This is a genomic window from Klebsiella sp. JN_Kp126 (assembly GCF_033843325.1).
In the GTDB taxonomy this organism is placed as follows: Bacteria; Pseudomonadota; Gammaproteobacteria; order Enterobacterales; family Enterobacteriaceae; genus Klebsiella; species Klebsiella michiganensis.
Genome location: NZ_JAWXQV010000049.1, coordinates 57,114 through 75,604 on the forward strand (window position 1 = coordinate 57,114; position 18,491 = coordinate 75,604).

General features: G+C 61.5%; 13 protein-coding genes. 9 read left to right on the forward strand and 4 right to left on the reverse strand.

Translation table 11 applies throughout. The features are described 5' to 3' along the window. Positions 1-75: 75 nt before the first annotated feature. Entirely contained in the window at positions 76-756 is a 681-nt protein-coding gene (locus SIK97_RS08350; RefSeq protein WP_004851874.1) for a gamma-glutamylcyclotransferase, read from the forward strand. 35 nt (positions 757-791) lie between these two features. On the opposite strand, the gene SIK97_RS08355 is transcribed toward SIK97_RS08350, so the two are convergent. Together SIK97_RS08355 and SIK97_RS08360 are read right to left on the reverse strand one after the other, a co-directional pair. Further along, a complete protein-coding gene (locus tag SIK97_RS08355; RefSeq protein ID WP_002910387.1) occupies positions 792-1,034 on the reverse strand; it encodes a DUF1883 domain-containing protein in 243 nt (80 codons plus the stop codon). Between the two features lie 238 nt (positions 1,035-1,272). After that, positions 1,273-1,626, reverse strand: a complete 354-nt coding sequence (locus SIK97_RS08360) for a DsrE/DsrF/TusD sulfur relay family protein (RefSeq protein ID WP_014229754.1) — start codon at positions 1,624-1,626, stop codon at positions 1,273-1,275. A 68-nt stretch (positions 1,627-1,694) separates the two neighbouring features. On the opposite strand from SIK97_RS08360, the gene nasR reads away from it, so the two are divergent. From nasR to SIK97_RS08395, 7 genes are all read left to right on the forward strand, one after another. Beyond that, positions 1,695-2,885, forward strand: coding sequence for a nitrate regulatory protein NasR (nasR, locus tag SIK97_RS08365; RefSeq protein WP_057173986.1), 1,191 nt, complete (start codon positions 1,695-1,697; stop codon positions 2,883-2,885). A 247-nt stretch (positions 2,886-3,132) separates the two neighbouring features. Continuing rightward, positions 3,133-4,389 (forward strand): CmpA/NrtA family ABC transporter substrate-binding protein, encoded by a 1,257-nt coding sequence (locus SIK97_RS08370; RefSeq protein WP_057173987.1) that lies wholly within the window; start codon positions 3,133-3,135, stop codon positions 4,387-4,389. A 1-nt stretch (position 4,390) separates the two neighbouring features. Next, positions 4,391-5,275: a nitrate ABC transporter permease gene (ntrB, locus tag SIK97_RS08375; protein ID WP_014229752.1), complete on the forward strand. Its 885-nt coding sequence runs from the start codon at positions 4,391-4,393 to the stop codon at positions 5,273-5,275. Between the two features lie 10 nt (positions 5,276-5,285). Further along, the gene (locus SIK97_RS08380; protein ID WP_014838761.1) at positions 5,286-6,074 is read left to right on the forward strand and encodes an ABC transporter ATP-binding protein; all 789 of its coding nucleotides are present in this window, start codon (positions 5,286-5,288) and stop codon (positions 6,072-6,074) included. A gap of 9 nt (positions 6,075-6,083) precedes the next feature. After that, positions 6,084-10,154, forward strand: coding sequence for a nitrite reductase large subunit NirB (gene nirB / locus SIK97_RS08385; protein WP_074463565.1), 4,071 nt, complete (start codon positions 6,084-6,086; stop codon positions 10,152-10,154). Continuing rightward, positions 10,154-12,754, forward strand: coding sequence for a nitrate reductase (locus tag SIK97_RS08390; protein ID WP_057173988.1), 2,601 nt, complete (start codon positions 10,154-10,156; stop codon positions 12,752-12,754). The genes nirB and SIK97_RS08390 overlap by 1 nt, the downstream gene beginning before the upstream one ends. A gap of 102 nt (positions 12,755-12,856) precedes the next feature. After that, the gene (locus tag SIK97_RS08395) at positions 12,857-14,236 is read left to right on the forward strand and encodes a YchO/YchP family invasin (RefSeq protein WP_057173989.1); all 1,380 of its coding nucleotides are present in this window, start codon (positions 12,857-12,859) and stop codon (positions 14,234-14,236) included. Here the strand turns inward: SIK97_RS08395 and narL are convergent. Together narL and narX are read right to left on the reverse strand one after the other, a co-directional pair. Beyond that, a complete protein-coding gene (narL, locus tag SIK97_RS08400; protein ID WP_004103129.1) occupies positions 14,233-14,883 on the reverse strand; it encodes a two-component system response regulator NarL in 651 nt (216 codons plus the stop codon). The two genes, SIK97_RS08395 and narL, sit on opposite strands and share 4 nt — an antisense overlap. A 10-nt stretch (positions 14,884-14,893) precedes the next feature. Beyond that, positions 14,894-16,672: a nitrate/nitrite two-component system sensor histidine kinase NarX gene (narX, locus tag SIK97_RS08405; RefSeq protein ID WP_049103428.1), complete on the reverse strand. Its 1,779-nt coding sequence runs from the start codon at positions 16,670-16,672 to the stop codon at positions 14,894-14,896. Positions 16,673-16,983: 311 nt separating this feature from the next. Between narX and SIK97_RS08410 the strand changes: the two genes are divergently transcribed. Continuing rightward, positions 16,984-18,372, forward strand: a complete 1,389-nt coding sequence (locus SIK97_RS08410) for a NarK family nitrate/nitrite MFS transporter (RefSeq protein WP_032749914.1) — start codon at positions 16,984-16,986, stop codon at positions 18,370-18,372. Positions 18,373-18,491: the final 119 nt, after the last annotated feature.

Here is an 18,491-nt window from a genome sequence, read left to right on the forward strand (position 1 = left end):
ATAATAATTCGGCAATACTTCACGGATGGCACCAGATAATCGCCGGGAAGCGGGCAGTGGCGGAGGTAGTAGAAAGTGTTAACGCGTGATTTCTTACTGAATGCGGATTGTAAAACGGCGTTTGGCGCTATTGAGGAATCGCTTCTTTGGTCGGCAGAGCAGCGGGCAGCCTCTTTGGCGGCGACCCTGGCCTGTCGTCCGGACGATGGCTCGGTGTGGATCTTTGGCTACGGTTCGCTGATGTGGAATCCGGCGCTGGAGTATCGCGAGTCCTGTACCGGTACGCTACCGGGCTGGCACCGCGCGTTTTGCCTGCGGCTCACCGCCGGGCGCGGTAGCGCCACTCAGCCGGGTCGAATGCTGGCGTTGAAAGAGGGCGGGCGCACCACCGGGGTTGCCTACCGCCTGCCTGATGACACTCTCGAAGAAGAGTTGACCCTGCTGTGGAAGCGGGAGATGATCACCGGCTGCTACCTGCCGACCTGGTGTAAGCTGGATCTGGACGATGGCCGCACCGTCAATGCATTAGTTTTTATTATGGACCCGCGTCATCCGCTGTTTGAGGCGGACACCAGCGCGCAGGTGATTGCGCCGTTGATAGCGCGCGCCAGCGGCCCGCTTGGCACCAACGCTCAGTATCTGTTCTCGCTCGATCAGGAGCTGCGGAAACTCGGGATGTACGATGCCTGCCTCGACGATTTAGTCGGCAAGGTGCGTCATCTGCTGGGGGAAAGCAGCCAGCCCGGGCTGGCTTAAGAGTATATCGCCCGGGTTTCCCCGGGCGTTTGCTATCAGGCGGGAACGTAGCTGATGGAGTGCTCCAGCGACTGGCTGTGGCTGTCGATGAGAACGTTCCAGGTGCCGCTGTAAGGCACGGTCAGATACGCGCTATCTCTGTCCTGCACACTCAGAATATCCGCATGACTATCGCCAGGCACTTTGGCGCTCATCAGGTGAATGTGGCAGCGTTCGGAACAACGCACCACCAACGTATCACCGCCAAACAACGTTAAACTTGCTTTTACCATTGCCATTTAATCTCGACCCCGTTTCTGTCTACAGCATCCTGCCAGCCCATTAACCCGCGTGATATTGTTCACACTTTGCTCTGTGCATAACACCAAAGGGGAGGGGGACAGATGCTGATTTTGATCAAAAAAAGGAATAAAGATTAAACAAAAATGACGTTGTGCCTGAAAGCATTCAGCTGACATTGTTTTCGGTTAACAAACGCCGCCAGCTTAATATTTAATCCCGTTCAATGGCGGATTTTTAGAAGGTCAGGACTTTATCCGCCGCCAGCGTCCACTGCGCCAGCTCGACGAGGGTGCCAATCTCCACGCCATCAATCAGCGGCAGCGCGCCGATCCCCCGGCCGTCAGCGCAGGTTTTACACAGCTTCACCGGCACGTTTTGCGCGGTGAGGATCTCCAGCATCTGCTGAATGTTGTAGCCTTCCGCTGGCTTCTGTCCGCGCAGGCCGGCGGTCACCGCATCAGACATTAAAAATAATTTCAGTTCGAGGTCAGACTGCTGCTCGCGCAGGGCGATAGCCAGACGCAGGCTATTGAACAGGGATTCGCTGCCGTAGGCGGCACCGTTAGCGATAATCACAATACGTTGCATAAGGACTCCTTCTATAAGGCACGGTTATTGCTTGGCTGAAGTATAAAGCGTTAACCCGGGGGAAGGGTATGAATAATGTGGCGGGTAATACGCCTGAGGTGGTCGACTGGTTTGCGCGCGCGCGTCGCTTACAGAAGCGGCAGCTGCACCAGCTGGCGCAGCAGGGGGCGCTGGCAGGCCAGATAAGCGCGCTGGTGCATATGCTGCAGTGCGAGCGCGGCGCGTCAAATATCTGGCTATGCTCGGGCGGCAGACTATACGCGGCGGAGTGCCGGGCGGGCGCGGCGCTGGTTGATGAGCAGCTCACGCGGTTTTATGCGGCGCTGGAACCTGCCCGCGATGCCGCCAGCAGCGCGCTCTGCTGGCGCATTGCCTGCGCGGTGTGGTATCTGACGCAGCTTGTCGCGTTGCGTAAACGCGTGCGCGGCCTGGAGATTGCCGCCGAAGAGGCCACCGGGCAGTTTAGCCGCATTATCCGCCACCTGTTGAATATCGTTCCGCAGCTCAACGACAGTATCGACGATCCGCAAATCGCCGGGCGGATGGTCGCGCTTTACAGCTTTATGCAGGGGAAAGAGCTGGTCGGACAGGAGCGCGCGCTGGGCGCGCTGGGCTTTGCCCGCGGATTGTTCAGCGATGAGCTGCGCCAGCAGCTGGTGGACCGCATTGACGGCCAGCAGCCCTGTTTTGACACTTTTCAGGCTTTAGCCAGTTCGCCGCAAACCGTTCTGTTTGTTGAGCAGTGCCAGGCCGGCCTGGAAATTGAACAGCTGCGGCGGGTCGCCTGCACCCGCCAACCGCCGCCGGACGAGGGAGAAACGGCGCTGCGCTGGTTTTGCGTTCAGACCCAGCGTCTTGAGCAGCTGCGCGGCGTGGAAGAGCGGCTGATCGCAGACCTGCTTAACGCGGCCGATGCGCTGCTGGAGGGAGACGATCGGGAGGTCCAGGTGCCGCCCGCCGACTGGCAGGAGGACGGTATAGCCCTGCGGCTGGATAAGCAGCTGTTACCGCTGGTGCGCCAGCAGGCCCATGAGCTACAGCAGCTCTCCGCCCAGCTCGCGTCGTTAAAAGATGCGCTTGAAGAGCGCAAGCTGATTGAAAAAGCCAAAAGCGTGCTGATGACCCACCAGGGAATGCAGGAGGAGCAGGCCTGGCAGGCGCTGCGTAAAATGGCGATGGACAAAAATCAGCGCATGGTTGAGATAGCCCGCGCGCTGCTGACGGTGAAGTCGCTATGGCAAGTACCACCTAAGGAGTAGATGCACAATTAGTGGGCATATGTTGCCAGCCGACGGTGCAGTTTTTGCCTCAAACGCCCCCGGCAAGTGAGCCAACGCGCGTGAACCGGGCCTCCGCAAATCTGGCATTGGCTTTGCATTAAATAAAACGAGTGAATAAAGGTTTAGGGCAGCGGGCCAACGGCGGCACGTATGTCTAAGGATAAAGGCGTCCAGCGGTGCGTAAGCACCGCCGGGCGCTTTTTTTTTGCGCGTTTCTGGAGCGGGTATGGGCGATACGTTTTCAATTTCACGGCGGCGTTTATTACAGGCGGGGGCGGCGCTGGGCGGCGCGATGCTGCTCCCCGGCATAATGCAGGCGGCGTGGGCGGCTGGGTCGGATAAGCCGGAACAGACCACCGTGCGGGTGGGGTTTATTCCGCTAACCGACTGCGCTCCCTTAGCTATCGCTTCCCTGAAGGGATTCGATAAAAAGTACGGCATCACCCTCGTCCCGAGCAAGGAGGCCAGCTGGGCGGCGGTGCGCGACAAGCTGGTTGCCGGGGAGCTGGACGCCGCGCACATTCTGTACGGCATGCTCTACGGCCTTGAGCTGGGGATCGCCAGTAAACCGCAGGCGATGGCCAATCTGATGACCCTTAACCGCAACGGTCAGGCGATAACGCTCTCCAGCGAGCTGCAGGAGAAGGGCGTCACCGACCTGGGCGGGCTGAAAAAACTGATCGGCCAGCAGGCGCCGGGTAGCTACACCTTCGCCCACACCTTTCCAACCGGCACCCACGCGATGTGGCTCTACTACTGGCTGGCGAGCGGTGGAATTCATCCCTTTGACGATATTCGCACCGTCGTTGTGCCGCCGCCGCAGATGGTAATGAACATGCGCATCGGCAATATGAGCGGCTTTTGCGTTGGCGAACCGTGGAACGCGCGCGCGATTAACGATCGTATCGGCTTCACCGCCGCCACTTCGCAGGATATCTGGCCGGAGCATCCGGAAAAAATTCTCGGCACCCGCAGCGAATGGGTTGAGCGTCATCCCAACACCGCGCGCGCGCTGGTGGCGGCGCTGATAGAGGCCCAGCGCTGGATTGACGCATCCGCCGAGAACACCCGCGAAACGGCGCGCCTTCTCGCCAGACGCGCGTGGCTGAACACCAAAGAGCAGTACCTCAGCGGGCGCATGCTCGGCGAATACGACAACGGTATCGGCCGCCGCTGGCAGGACGCGCACCCGATGCGCTTCTACGAACGGGGAGAAGTGAGTTTTCCGTGGCTCTCGGACGGCATGTGGTTTTTGACCCAGTTCCGCCGTTGGGGATTGCTGAAGTCGGCGCCGGATTATCTGGCGGTGGCCCAGCGCATTAACCGGATTGACGTCTGGAAAGAGGCCGCGCAGGCGGTCGGCGGCATCAGCGCGCCGACGCAGGCGATGCGCAGCAGCACGCTGATCGATGGCAAGGTCTGGAATGGGGCCGATCCGGAAGGCTACGCCCGCAGTTTCGCGATTCAACGTAAGGGGGCATGAGATGAAACACGCATATAAACCGCAACCGCAGGCCGGCGCCGACAGCGCGCCCGGCGAAGTCATTACCCTGCCGCCGCTGCAGGTGCGCAAAACCACGCCTCCGCTCAGCCGCTGGCTGCGGGATGTCACCCAACGTCTTCTGCCGCCGCTGCTCGGGCTTGGATTGCTGCTGCTGGGCTGGCAGCTGGCGGCGATGAACAGCAAAGGCTTTCCGACGCCGCTCAGCACGCTGGATTCCGCGCTAACCCTTTTCGCCGACCCGTTTTATCAGGACGGGCCGAACGATATGGGCATCGGCTGGAACGTGCTGGCGTCGCTGCAGCGGGTGGCGGTGGGATTTGGCCTTGCCGCGCTGGCGGGAATTCCGCTCGGCTTCCTGATTGGCCGCTCGCTGTTTTTCGCCCGCATGTTTAACCCGCTGATCGCGCTGCTGCGCCCGGTCAGCCCGCTGGCCTGGCTGCCCATCGGCCTGCTGCTGTTCCAGAAAGCGGAACCCGCCTCCAGCTGGACCATTTTTATCTGCTCGATCTGGCCGATGGTCATTAACACCGCCGAGGGCGTGCGGCGCATTCCGGAAGATTACCTCAACGTCGCCCGGGTGCTGCAGCTGTCGGAGTGGACGGTGATGCGCAAGATCCTCTTTCCGGCGGTATTGCCCGCGGTGCTGACCGGGGTTCGTCTCTCCATCGGTATCGCCTGGCTGGTGATTGTCGCCGCCGAAATGCTCACCGGCGGCTTAGGGATCGGCTTCTGGATCTGGAACGAGTGGAACAACCTCAACGTCGAAAACATCATCATCGCCATCGTCATTATCGGCGTGGTCGGGCTGCTGCTGGAACAGGGGCTGATGCTGCTCGCCCGTCGTTTTAGCTGGCAGGAAAAATAGGGAGTCGCAGATGAAACCATTAATTCAGGTCCAGGGCGTCAGCCAGCGTTTTAACACCGCCAGCGGCGAATTCCTGGCATTGCAGAACGTCTCCTTCGACATCTACGAAGGGGAAACCATCAGCCTGATTGGCCACTCCGGCTGCGGTAAATCAACCCTGCTGAATCTGATAGCCGGGATAGCCCTGCCGACGGAAGGCGGCCTGCTGTGCGACAACCGTGAAATCGCCGGGCCTGGGCCGGAACGCGCGGTGGTGTTTCAGAACCACTCTCTGCTGCCGTGGCTGACCTGCTTTGACAACGTGGCGCTGGCGGTGGATCAGGTCTTTCGCCGCAGCATGAGCAAAGGCGAGCGTAAAGAGTGGATTGAGCACAACCTCGAGCGGGTACAGATGGGACACGCCCTGCACAAGCGCCCGGGAGAAATCTCCGGCGGCATGAAGCAGCGCGTTGGCATTGCCCGGGCGCTGGCGATGAAACCGAAAGTGCTGCTGCTGGATGAGCCCTTTGGCGCCCTTGATGCCCTGACGCGGGCGCATTTACAGGACGCGGTGATGCAGATCCAGCAGTCGCTGAATACCACCATCGTCATGATTACCCATGACGTTGATGAAGCGGTGCTGCTTTCCGACCGGGTGCTGATGATGACCAACGGTCCGGCGGCGACGGTCGGGGAGATCCTCGACGTCAATCTGCCGCGACCGCGCCATCGCGTGCAGCTGGCGGACGATAGCCGCTATCACCATCTGCGCCAGCAGATCCTGCACTTCCTCTATGAAAAACAGCCGAAAGCGGCATAGGGGGCGGCGATGAGGCGGCAACTGGTGATTATTGGCAACGGTATGGCGGCCACGCGCCTGGCGCAGGCGCTGGTGGAGCGCGATGCGCAGCGGTTTAGCATCACCCTCATCGGCGATGAGCCGTGCCAGGCCTATAACCGCATTCAGCTGTCGCCGGTGCTTGGCGCCGAAAAAGCGGCAAGCGAGACGCTGCTGCTGCCCGCGTCGTGGTATCCGCGGCATAACGTGACGGTACGCGCCGGTGAAACGGTTACGGCGGTGGATATTGCGGCCCGTACGCTGCAAACCACCGCAGGCGAACTGGGCTGGGATGAGCTGGTGTTCGCCACCGGCTCGCTGCCGTTTCTGCCGCCGCTGCCGGGCATCACCCAGCCGCACGTTTTTGCTTTCCGCACCCTGGCGGACGTTGAGGGCATCCTGGCCATCGACGGCCCGGCGGTGGTCATCGGCGGCGGCGTACTCGGCGTAGAGGCCGCCGCGGCGCTGCGGCGTCATTGTGACAGTGTCACTTTACTCCATCGCGGAAGCGGGCTGATGGAGCAGCAAATCGATGCTTTTGCCGGCGAGCAGCTGCAAATGCTGCTTGCCGAGCGCGGGATTCGCTGCGTGATGGAGAGCCGTATCGCCGCTATTGATGAACATCAGGTGCGGCTGGAGGACGGCCGCGCGTTTGCCGCCTCGCGGGTGGTGCTGGCGACCGGCGTGCAGCCGAACAAACGGCTGGCCGAGCGCAGCGGGCTGGCCTGCGCCCGCGGAATCCTCGTTGACCGCCAGCTGGCAACCGCGCAGCCGGGCGTCAGCGCCATCGGCGAGTGCTGTGAAATCGACGGTCAGACCTGGGGGCTGGTGGCACCGTGTCTGCGCCAGGCGGAGGTGTTGGCGGACCGCCTGTGCGCGACCCCTGGCGAGGATTTCAGCTGGCAGGACAGCGGCACCCGCCTGAAGGTCACCGGCATTGAGCTCTTCAGCGCCGGCGAGCTGCGGGCCGCCGAACAGGATGACGTATATACCAGCTGGGATCCGCTGGACCGCCACTACCGTCGCCTGCTGCTGCGCGACGGCAAGCTGCGCGGCGTACTGCTGCTGGGCGATTGCAGCAGCGCCGCGCCCCTCACCGCTCTGCTGGGGGCGCATGCGCCGGCGCCGGCAGAGTGGCTCTTCGATCCCTCTTCAACGATGCAGCCGCGCGCTGCGGGACAAACTACGATGACAAAACCTGTATTAGTGCTGGTCGGACACGGTATGGTCGGCCACCATTTTCTTGAGCAATGCGTCGACCGTCACCTTCATCAACAGTACCGGATTGTGGTGTTCTGCGAGGAGCGCTATGCCGCTTACGACCGGGTTCATCTGACTGAATATTTCGCCGGACGCAGCGCGGAATCGCTGTCGCTGGTTGAGGGCGATTTTTTCGCTCAGCACGGTATTGAGCTGCGCCTCAGCGAATCGGTCGCCAGCATCGACCGCGAAGCGCGGGTGGTGCGCGATGCCTTCGGCCACGAAACCCACTGGGATAAGCTGGTGCTGGCGACGGGGTCTTACCCGTTTGTTCCGCCGGTGCCGGGTCATAATCTCGAGGGCTGCTTTGTTTATCGTACGCTAGACGACCTCGACCAGATTGCCGCCCGCGCCGCAACCGCCCGACGGGGTGTGGTTATCGGCGGCGGCCTGCTCGGGCTGGAAGCGGCCAACGCGCTGAAGCAGCTGGGGCTGGAAACTCACGTTGTCGAGTTTGCGCCGAACCTGATGGCGGTGCAGCTGGACAACGGCGGCGCGGCGATGCTGCGGGAAAAAATCAGCCAACTGGGCGTCGGGGTGCATACCAGCAAGGCGACGACGGAAATTGTGCGCAATGAGCAGGGGCTGCAGCTGAACTTCGCCGACGGCAGCTCGCTGGCGACCGATATGCTGGTGTTCTCCGCCGGTATTCGCCCCCAGGACGCGCTGGCGCGCAGCGGCGGACTGAACGTAGGCGAACGTGGCGGCATATGCATCGACAACCAGTGCCGTACCTCCGACCCGGACGTACTGGCGATCGGCGAATGCGCCCTGTGGGAAAACAAAATTTATGGTCTGGTGGCGCCCGGCTATCAGATGGCGCGCGCCGCGGCGGCCACCCTTGCGGGCGAGGCGGGCTGCTTTAGCGGCGCGGATATGAGCACTAAGCTAAAGCTGCTGGGCGTCGATGTCGCCTCGTTCGGCGACGCCCAGGGGCGCACGCCGGGCTGTCAGAGCTATCAGTGGACTGATGGGCCGCAGCAGATCTACAAAAAAATCGTGGTCAGCGCGGAGGGCAAAAAACTGCTCGGCGGGGTGCTGGTCGGGGATGCCAGCGACTATGCCACGCTGCTACAGATGATGCTTAACGGGATGGCTTTACCCAAACACCCGGAAAGCCTGATCCTTCCGGCGCGTGAGGGCAGCGCGCCAAAAGCGCTCGGGGTAGCGGCGCTGCCGGACAGCGCGCAGATTTGCTCCTGTCACAACGTCAGCAAAGGCGATATCTGCCAGGCGGTGAGCGGCGGCGCGGGCGATATGGCGGCGATAAAAAGCTGCACTAAAGCGGCGACCGGCTGCGGCGGCTGTAGCGCGCTGGTGAAACAGGTGATGGAGTACCAGCTTGCCGGGCAGGGCGTCGAAGTTAAAAAGGATATCTGCGAGCACTTTCCGTGGTCGCGGCAGGAGATCTATCACCTGGTACGCGTCAACCATATCCGCACCTTCGAACAGCTGATTGCCCGCTATGGACACGGCCACGGCTGTGAAGTCTGTAAACCTCTGGTGGCCTCGGTGCTGGCCTCCTGCTGGAATGAATATCTGCTGAAGCCGGCGCATCTGCCGCTTCAGGACACCAACGATCGCTACTTCGCCAATATTCAGAAAGACGGCACCTATTCGGTGGTGCCGCGCATGGCGGCGGGAGAGGTGACGCCGGACGGGCTGATTGCGATCGGCCAGATCGCCAAACGCTATCAGCTATACAGTAAAGTGACCGGCGGCCAGCGTATCGACCTGTTCGGCGCGCGCCTGGAGCAGCTCCCGGCAATCTGGCGCGAGCTGGCCGAGGCGGGATTTGAAACCGGCCACGCCTACGGCAAATCCCTGCGGACGGTGAAATCCTGCGTCGGTTCGACCTGGTGCCGCTACGGCGTCCAGGATTCCACCGGCCTGGCGGTCACCCTCGAACATCGCTACAAGGGGCTGCGCGCGCCGCACAAAATTAAAATGGCCGTCTCCGGCTGTACCCGCGAATGCGCGGAAGCCCAAGGGAAAGATATTGGGGTTATCGCCACGGAGAAGGGCTGGAACCTGTACGTTTGCGGCAACGGCGGCATGAAGCCGCGCCATGCCGACCTGTTCGCCAGCGATCTTGATGAGGCCACCCTTATTCGCAGTATTGATCGGCTGCTGATGTTCTACATTCGTACCGCGGATCGCCTGCAGCGCACCAGTACCTGGATGGACAACCTTGAAGGCGGGGTCGACTATCTGCGCGAGGTGATCCTCGAAGACAGCCTCGGCATCGGCGAAGAGCTGGAGCAGGAGATGGCGCGGGTGGTCGAGAGCTACCAGTGCGAATGGCAAACCACCCTTAACGATCCGCAGCGGCTGGCGCTGTTCCGCTCCTACGTGAACAGCGATGAGCCGGACGAAAGCGTACAGCGGCAAACCCTGCGCGGCCAGCCACAGCTGGCCCCGTTCGCGGCGCAGGCCGAACCGGCGCTGCCGTCCCGCCCGTGGCAGGCCATTTGCGATCTCGACGCCATTCCACAGCAGGCGGGGATTGGCGCGCGGCTCGGCGAGCGGCAGATTGCGCTGTTCCGCTTCGGCGACCAGGTGTATGCCCTCGATAACCTTGAACCGGGCAGCGAGGCCAACGTTTTGTCGCGCGGCCTGCTTGGCGATGCGGGCGGCGAACCGATCGTGATTTCGCCTCTGTATAAGCAGCGTATCCGCCTGCGCGATGGCCGCCAGTGCGACGGCGGCGAACTGGCGGTACGCGCCTGGCCGGTTAAAGTGGAGAACGGTAAAGTGTGGGTTGGCAACCAGCAGCTGCTGGCGCGCGCGGAGGCCTCCTGATGACGGAAACCAGGACCACGTGTCCCTATTGCGGAGTCGGCTGCGGCGTTATCGCCAGCCTGAATGCCGATGGCCAGGTTACCGTACGCGGGGATGAGCAGCACCCGGCAAACGTTGGCCGCCTGTGCGTGAAGGGGGCGGCGCTGGGCGAAACCGTCGGCCTGGCGGGAAGATTGCTCTTCCCGGAAGTCGACGGCGAGCGCGCAACCTGGACTCAGGCGCTGGCGGCGGCGGGTTCGCGCCTGCGGGAGGTTATCGACCGTCACGGGCCGCAGGCGGTGGCGTTTTATGCCTCCGGCCAGCTGCTGACCGAAGACTACTACGCGGCGAATAAGCTGATGAAGGGGTTTATCGGCGCGGCAAATATCGATACCAATTCGCGGCTGTGCATGTCTTCAGCGGTCACCGGCTACAAACGGGCGCTGGGCGCTGATGTGGTGCCGTGCAGCTATGAGGACGTGGAAAACAGCGATCTGGTGGTGCTGGTCGGGTCGAACGCCGCCTGGGCGCATCCGGTACTCTATCAGCGGCTGGCGCAGGCGAAGCGCGACAATCCGCAGATGCGGGTGGTGGTCATTGATCCGCGTCGGACCGCCACCTGCGATATCGCGGACCGGCATCTGGCGCTGGCTCCCGGCAGCGACGGCGGGCTGTTTGTCGGCCTGCTGAACGCCATTGCCGCCAGCGGCGCCATCAGCGGCGATTTCAGCGATGCGCCGCAGGCGCTGGCTATCGCCCGGAACTGGGACCTCGACAAAGTAGCGCAGTTCTGCGGCCTGCCGCGACAGCAGGTCGCCGATTTCTACAGCGAGTTTATCGCCGCTCCGCGCGCCATCACGCTCTATACCATGGGGATTAACCAATCCGCCAGCGGCAGCGATAAATGCAACGCTATCATCAACGTTCACCTGGCGAGCGGGAAATTCGGCCGCCCGGGCTGCGGGCCTTTTTCGCTGACCGGACAACCTAACGCCATGGGCGGGCGCGAGGTTGGCGGGCTGGCGACCATGCTGGCGGCGCATATGAATTTTGAAACCGATGATTTACGGCGTCTGGCGCGCTTCTGGGGGACCGAACGTCTGGCGCAAACGCCGGGGCTGACGGCGGTGGATCTGTTCGCCGCCATTGGCCGCGGCGAGGTGAAAGCGGTGTGGATTATGGGCACCAATCCGGTGGTGTCGCTGCCGGACAGCCATGCGGTAAGCGAAGCGCTGGCGGCCTGTCCGCTGGTCATCGTTTCCGACGTCGCCGCCGCTACCGATACCGGACGCTTTGCCCATATCCGCTTTCCCGCGCTGGCGTGGGGAGAGAAGAGCGGCACGGTAACCAACTCCGAACGGCGGATCTCACGCCAGCGCGCTTTCATGCCGCCGCCGGGGGAGGCCAGAGCCGACTGGTGGATCGTCGCCCGCGTGGCCCAGGCGCTGGGCTTCGGCTCCGCCTTTGCCTGGCAGCATCCGCACGAGGTGTTCAGCGAACACGCCGCGCTTTCAGGATATGAAAACGATGGCCAGCGGGCGTTTGACATCGGCGGACTGGCGGATCTCAGCCGCGAAGCGTGGGATGCGCTGGAACCGGTGCGCTGGCCGGTGAGCCGCAGCCATGCAAGCTGGGGTTTGCTCAAGGGGTGGCACCGCAGCGGCAAACTGCGCATGGTCCCGGTGACCCCACAGCCCACTCGGGCGTTCACCGATGCGTTCTATCCGCTGATCCTCAACAGCGGGCGGATCCGCGATCAGTGGCACACCATGACCCGCACCGGCTCGGTGCCGCGTCTGATGCAGCATATTAGCGAACCGGTGGTGGAAGTCGCGCCAGCGGACGTGACGCGCTATCAGCTGCTGGAAGGTGAACTGGCGCGGGTCCGCTCACCGAATGGGGTGATGGTAGCAAAAGTGACAATCAGCGCTGGCCAGCGTCCCGGGTCGCTGTTTGTGCCGATGCACTGGAATGATCAGTATGCTCGCCAGGGACGGGTGAATAACCTGCTGAGGGCGGTCACCGACCCGCACTCCGGGCAGCCGGAGAGTAAACAGGCGGCGGTAGCGATAGCCGCCTGGCTGCCGGCGTGGAAAGGCGAGCTTTTTGCTCGCCAGCCGGTTCCGCTCCCCGCCTCGCTGCACTGGCGGCGGCGGGCGGCGCAGGGCGTTATCCATCTTTCGCTGGCGGGGGATATCCGCTCCCGCGACTGGCTTGTGGGCTGGTGTCAGCGGCAGGGATGGCAGATGCAGGTAGCCGAAGGCGGCAACGTCTGGAACCTGCTGGCGTGGCAGGGGGGAGAGCTGATGCTCGGCTGGTGGAGCGACGCCAGCGAGCCGGCTATTGATGCCGAGTGGATTCACGCCGCGTTTCGCACCCCGCCGCAGAACGCCGCCCGGCGCCACGCACTATTGAGCGGCAGAAAAGGCGGCGATGAGATGCCGCGCGGGCGCATTATCTGCAGCTGCTTTAGCGTGGGCGAACGGGCGATAGGCGAAGCGATTGCCAGCGGCTGCCGTACGCCTGCCGCGCTGGGGGCGAAACTCAAATGCGGCACCAGCTGCGGTTCCTGTCTCCCGGAGCTTAAGGCGCTGCTGGCGGCGAAGCGGGTTCAGGCCTGAGATTCAGCATATTCCTGGAATCGCGCGAGAGGCTGCGAGGGCGGGCAAAAAACGATAAACTTAGGTTTTGCCGCCACCACTTCGTGAGTAGACGTAACCGATTTGAGCTCCTTGTCGTTCCGCATAACCCCGTATTTACCGCTTCTCCTGCTGCTGGCAGGCGCGCCCGCCCGCGCGTTGCAGGACAATCAGGCGTTCTCCGGCGCGCCTGAGAGCTTACCCGACCTCGGCCTGGCGCCGCAGGTCGACGACGATGCAAAGCACTTTGCCGAGATGGCGAAGAAATTTGGCGAAGCCAGTATGAGCGATAACGGGCTGACAACCAGCGAACAGGCGCGAGTATTTGCCATCGGTAAACTGGGGAACGAGGTCAGCCACCAGCTGGAGAACTGGCTTTCGCCGTGGGGCAACGCCAACGTCGATCTGCTGGTGGATAAAGAGGGCCATTTTACCGGCAGCAAAGGGAGCTGGTTTGTCCCTCTGCAGGATAACGGCGACTACCTTACCTGGAATCAGTACTCGGTCACCCAGCGGGATACGGGTCTGGTCGGCAATATTGGTCTCGGCCAGCGCTGGCGGATGGGCTCCTGGCTGCTGGGCTACAACTCTTTCTACGATAAAGCCCTGGACGATCGGATGGCGCGCGGCAGCGTCGGGGCCGAAGCCTGGGGTGAGTCGCTGCGCCTGTCGGCGAACTACTACCAGCCGCTCGGCGGCTGGCAGCAGGGGAGTAGCCTGACCCAGCAGCAGCGTATGGCGAGCGGCTACGATGTGACCGCCCAGGCGCGGCTGCCGTTTTATCAGCACATTAATACCAGCGTCAGCGTGGAGCAGTATTTTGGCGATAGCGTCGATCTGTTCCATTCGGGTAACGGCTACCATAACCCGGTCGCGGTGTCGGTGGGGCTGAATTACACTCCCGTTCCGCTGGTGACGGTCACGGCTAAGCATAAGCAGGGCGAGAGCGGCGTCAGCCAAAATGATGTCGGGCTGAAGCTGAACTATCGTTTCGGCGTCCCGCTGAAGCAGCAGCTGGCGGCCGATGAAGTCGCCGTTAGCCGATCGCTTCGCGGCAGCCGCTACGACAGCCCGGAACGGGATAACCTGCCGGTCGTTGAATATCGCCAGCGTAAAACGCTGTCGGTTTATCTGGCGACGCCGCCCTGGGATCTTCAGCCGGGGGAGACGGTGCAGCTGAAACTGCAGATTCGCAGCCTGCACGGCATTAAGTCGCTGAGCTGGCAGGGGGACACCCAGGCGCTAAGCCTGACATCGCCAATTGAGGCGAACAGTACGGACGGCTGGACCGTGATTATGCCGCGCTGGAGCAGCGAAGCCGGGGCGAGCAACCGCTGGCATCTTTCGCTGGTGGTGGAGGATAAAACGGGTCAGCGCGTCTCATCCAATGAGATCGCACTGGCGCTGACTGAGCCGTTGGTACGGGTACCGGCCGAGGGCGTGTCGTGGCAGCATCTGCCCTAGAATACGCGCTCCTGATGGACCCAAACCGCCGCTTCCACGCGCGATTTCAGCTTCATTTTCTTGAGCATATGCTTGACGTGGACTTTGACCGTGCTTTCGGTGATGTCCAGACGGCGGGCGATCATTTTGTTCGGCAGGCCCTGGGCAATCAGCTTGAGAATATCGCGCTCGCGCGGGGTCAGCTGGCTGATGTCGCGGTCCGAGGTGGCGCGATTAGCGCGCAGGCTGGCAGCCAGCACCGGGGTTAACGCTTCGCTGAGCACCATTTCGCCTGCCGCGGCCTGCTGCAGCGCCTTCAGCAGATCTTCCGGTTCCATATCCTTCAGCAGATAGCCGTCGGCGCCGCGTTTCAGAGCGGTCACCACATCTTCTTCATGATTGGAAACGCTAAATACCACCACGCGGCCGGAAAGCGACTTTTCGCGCAGCTTGTCGAGGGTTTCCAGACCGTTCATGCCCGGCATATTGAGATCCAGCAGAATCAAATCGGGATCTAATGATTCCGCCATCGCAATCCCTTGCTCGCCGTTGCTGGCTTCGCCGATAACCTGGATGTCCGGGGCCATGCTGATCAGCTGTTTGACGCCGGTGCGCAGCATCGGGTGATCGTCGATGAGAAGGATGGTTGCCCGTTCCTGTTGACTCATGAAGTTCTCCTTATTGGATTGAAAACGATTTTTCAGGGATAAAAGTGACCACCACTTCGGTACCGCCGGTTTCCCGACGCCGAACCTGACAGTCCCCGCGCAGGCTCTGCGCGCGATCGCGCATGATAATCAGGCCGTAGTGGTTGCTGCGCTCCGCGTGATCCGGCACGCCGCGACCGTTATCGGCCACCGTCAGCCGGACCTGATTGTCCCGCAACGCCACGGTAACGCTGACCTCGGTGGCATTGGCGTGCTTCAGCGCGTTGCTGAGCGCTTCCCGGGCGATTTGCAGCAGATGAATGGCCTGATGCGATGGAACAAAACGCGGCGGCAGCTGATAATCCAGGCGTACCGTGAAACCGAAGTGGGCGCTGTATTCCCGGCAGCTGGCCTCCAGCGCCGGGCGCAGCCCCGGTTCGGTGAGCTGTAGCCGGAAGGTTGTCAGCAGTTCGCGCAGCTGGGCCCAGGAGGTATTGAGTTCATTACGGATTTGCCCCAGCAGCTGGCGGCTCGCTTCCGGCAGATCGTCGCCCTGCATCTGCAGGCAGCTAACCTGCATTTTCATACAGGAGAGCGACTGGGCGATGGAGTCGTGGAGCTCGCGGGCGATAGTGGCGCGCTCCTCCATCACGATAAGCTGCTGCTGGCGCTCCTGATGGCGATCGAGGGCGAGGGTGCCGGTGAGTTGTTCAACCAGCGTATCCACCAGCTGCTGCTGATCGTGGCTCAGATGCCGCCCGGCGGGCAGGGTGGCCAGCAAAATACCGTACTGATTATGGGCATCCGACAGCCGCCATTTTAAGGTGGTGCCGGTATCCGGCAGCGGCGGCAGATCGCGCGGACACAGATAGCAGCCTCTGTCGTCGCACTGAATATCGGAGTGGCAGGAAAACTCCTGATGGTTGTCTTCATCTTCCATATCGTAAACGCGAACTTCAATATCGCGCAGCAGGGTTAGCCCCTGTAACCCGTTAAGAACGGGCGAAATGCGCTCGCAGAGCGGCGCGTTCGAGTGCAGTCGGCGGTTGGCCTGCCACAGGAAGGCGAGGATCTCGTTTTTCTGCTCCAGACCGGCGGTTTTTTCCTGCACCCGGCGTTCAAGCACCGAATAGCTCTCCGCCAGCTCTTCAGACATATTGTTCAGCGCCATACCGAGCGTCGCCATCTCGTTGCGTCCGCTAATCTGCGCGCGCTGGGTAAAATCGCGACGGCTCACCGCTCGGGCCATGCCGAGCAGCTGTTTCCACGGGCGTAGCAGGCGGGCGCGCAGCCAGACGATGGTAAACACCAGCAGCAGCGCCATCCCCACGGCCATGATGCGCTGGATCCAGACCACGTGTTTAATCCGCTCCTCAGTGGTGTGATCGAAAGCGGTCACCAGCTGGTCGATGCGATCGACAAAGCCGGCGACATCCGTCGCGACCGAGGCCTGATTTTGCGCCCTGCGCATCCCCGGCGCCAGCTCCAGCTGCCAGTAGTGCTGTAACGCCTGAAGCTGGCGCTGCTGATCGTCATGGCGAGCGGCGTACTGCAGTTCCGGGCTAAAAACGGTTGCCGTCATTTCATCGAGCAGCTTTTGATCGCTTTCGCCCAGCGGTACTGCCGCCAGCAGGCGGTAGCTCTGCATGCGCAGCGAGCCGGCTTTGTTAATCGCATGCGCGCTGCCCTGAACGCCGTGCACCAGGCGAGAAGAGATCGCCATTCCGGCGACGCCGATGACCGTGGCTAACAGAACGATTAACGCGAGTTGATTAACCAGCGTTAGCGGCGTAAAAAGACGTTTCAACATGGGGTATGAGGCTCCTGACCGGCAAATCATCCGGGAGTGGCGCTTATTCTCGGACATCCCCTGGAGTATACCCATACCCCTAAAGGATTACCCCTTAATTGTCAGGGTGTGATGGATTGGTGGCAGACGTTCGGGCAATACCAGCACTGACGTGAAAAACCACACTTTTTTACGCAGAAATAGCTACTCACTTCGGGTGATGCGTTTTTTTTAGCCAAATTAGCGCCAACTTTTCCTTTGATTTATATCAACTTACCGCCGCCTGTAACCCATAAGGTAGCCAGGGTTAATATGAATTATTAGAGGTGTCTATGAGTCACTCTTCAATCCCGGAGAAGACTAACAGTTCAGTCATTAGCGACTGGCGTCCCGAAGATCCTGAATTCTGGCAGCAGCGCGGTCATCGCGTCGCCAGCCGCAATCTGTGGATCTCCGTTCCGTGTCTTTTGCTGGCATTCTGCGTCTGGATGTTGTTCAGCGCCGTTGCCGTCAACCTGAATAAAGTCGGCTTTCAGTTTACCACCGACCAGTTGTTTATGCTGACCGCGCTCCCGGCGCTCTCCGGCGCGCTGCTGCGCGTGCCTTACGCGTTTATGGTACCGCTGTTCGGCGGACGTCGCTGGACCGCGTTCAGTACCGGGATCATGATCGTGCCCTGCGTCTGGTTAGGCTTCGCGGTACAGGATACCTCTACGCCCTTCAGCGTTTTCGTGATTATTTCTCTGCTCTGCGGTTTTGCGGGGGCGAACTTTGCTTCCAGTATGGCTAACATCAGCTTCTTCTTTCCGAAGCAGAAGCAGGGCGGCGCGCTGGGCATCAACGGCGGCCTCGGGAACATGGGCGTCAGCGTAATGCAGCTGGTTGCCCCTCTGGTGGTTTCGCTGTCGATCTTCGCCGTCTTTGGCGGTACCGGCAGCGAGCAGCCGGACGGTTCCATGCTGTATCTGGAAAACGCGGCGTGGATCTGGGTGCCGTTCCTGATTATCTTCACCCTGGCGGCGTGGTTCTTTATGAACGATCTGTCGGCGTCGAAGGCGTCGCTGAGCGAGCAGCTACCGGTACTGAAGCGCGCCCATCTGTGGATTATGGCGCTGCTCTATCTTGCCACCTTCGGCTCGTTTATCGGCTTCTCGGCGGGCTTCGCCATGCTGTCGAAGACCCAGTTTCCGGATGTGCAGATTCTGCACTATGCGTTCTTCGGGCCGTTTATCGGCGCCCTGGCGCGCTCGACCGGCGGGGCGATCTCCGACCGCCTCGGCGGGACTCGCGTGACGCTGGTGAACTTCGTGGTTATGGCTATCTTCTGCGGCCTGCTGTTCCTGACGCTGCCGACCCACAGCGAGGGCGGCAACTTTATTGCCTTCTTCGCGGTATTTATGGTGCTGTTCCTGACCGCCGGTCTGGGCAGCGCGTCTACCTTCCAGATGATCTCGGTTATCTTCCGCAAAATGACCATGGATCGCGTTAAGGCGCAGGGCGGCAGCGAAGCGCAGGCCATGCGTGAAGCGGCGACCGATACGGCGGCGGCGCTGGGCTTTATTTCGGCGATTGGCGCGATTGGCGGCTTCTTTATTCCAAAAGCGTTTGGTATTTCGCTGGATTTAACCGGCTCACCGGCCGGCGCCATGAAGGTCTTCCTGGTGTTCTATATCGCCTGCGTGGTGATTACCTGGGCAGTCTACGGACGCAAGCAGAAATAATATTTCTTTCTGAGTTTCTGCAAAGGGCGCAACGGTATTTGCGCCCTTTTTAGCGTTTATTTTTTAGTTACAACATACTAATGGTGTGGGGTAATTTTAAAAGCCGCCTGAAGTCACAG

Excerpts from the sequence above, each read along its gene's own strand:
- SIK97_RS08410 (WP_032749914.1), top strand. The coding sequence starts at position 16,984 with ATGAGTCACTCTTCAATCCCGGAGAAGACTAACAGTTCAGTCATTAGC.
- narL (WP_004103129.1), bottom strand. The coding sequence starts at position 14,883 with ATGAGTCAACAGGAACGGGCAACCATCCTTCTCATCGACGATCACCCG.
- narX (WP_049103428.1), bottom strand. The coding sequence starts at position 16,672 with ATGTTGAAACGTCTTTTTACGCCGCTAACGCTGGTTAATCAACTCGCG.
- SIK97_RS08360 (WP_014229754.1), bottom strand. The coding sequence starts at position 1,626 with ATGCAACGTATTGTGATTATCGCTAACGGTGCCGCCTACGGCAGCGAA.
- nasR (WP_057173986.1), top strand. The coding sequence starts at position 1,695 with ATGAATAATGTGGCGGGTAATACGCCTGAGGTGGTCGACTGGTTTGCG.
- SIK97_RS08355 (WP_002910387.1), bottom strand. The coding sequence starts at position 1,034 with ATGGCAATGGTAAAAGCAAGTTTAACGTTGTTTGGCGGTGATACGTTG.
- SIK97_RS08380 (WP_014838761.1), top strand. The coding sequence starts at position 5,286 with ATGAAACCATTAATTCAGGTCCAGGGCGTCAGCCAGCGTTTTAACACC.
- SIK97_RS08370 (WP_057173987.1), top strand. The coding sequence starts at position 3,133 with ATGGGCGATACGTTTTCAATTTCACGGCGGCGTTTATTACAGGCGGGG.
- ntrB (WP_014229752.1), top strand. The coding sequence starts at position 4,391 with ATGAAACACGCATATAAACCGCAACCGCAGGCCGGCGCCGACAGCGCG.
- SIK97_RS08390 (WP_057173988.1), top strand. The coding sequence starts at position 10,154 with ATGACGGAAACCAGGACCACGTGTCCCTATTGCGGAGTCGGCTGCGGC.
- nirB (WP_074463565.1), top strand. The coding sequence starts at position 6,084 with ATGAGGCGGCAACTGGTGATTATTGGCAACGGTATGGCGGCCACGCGC.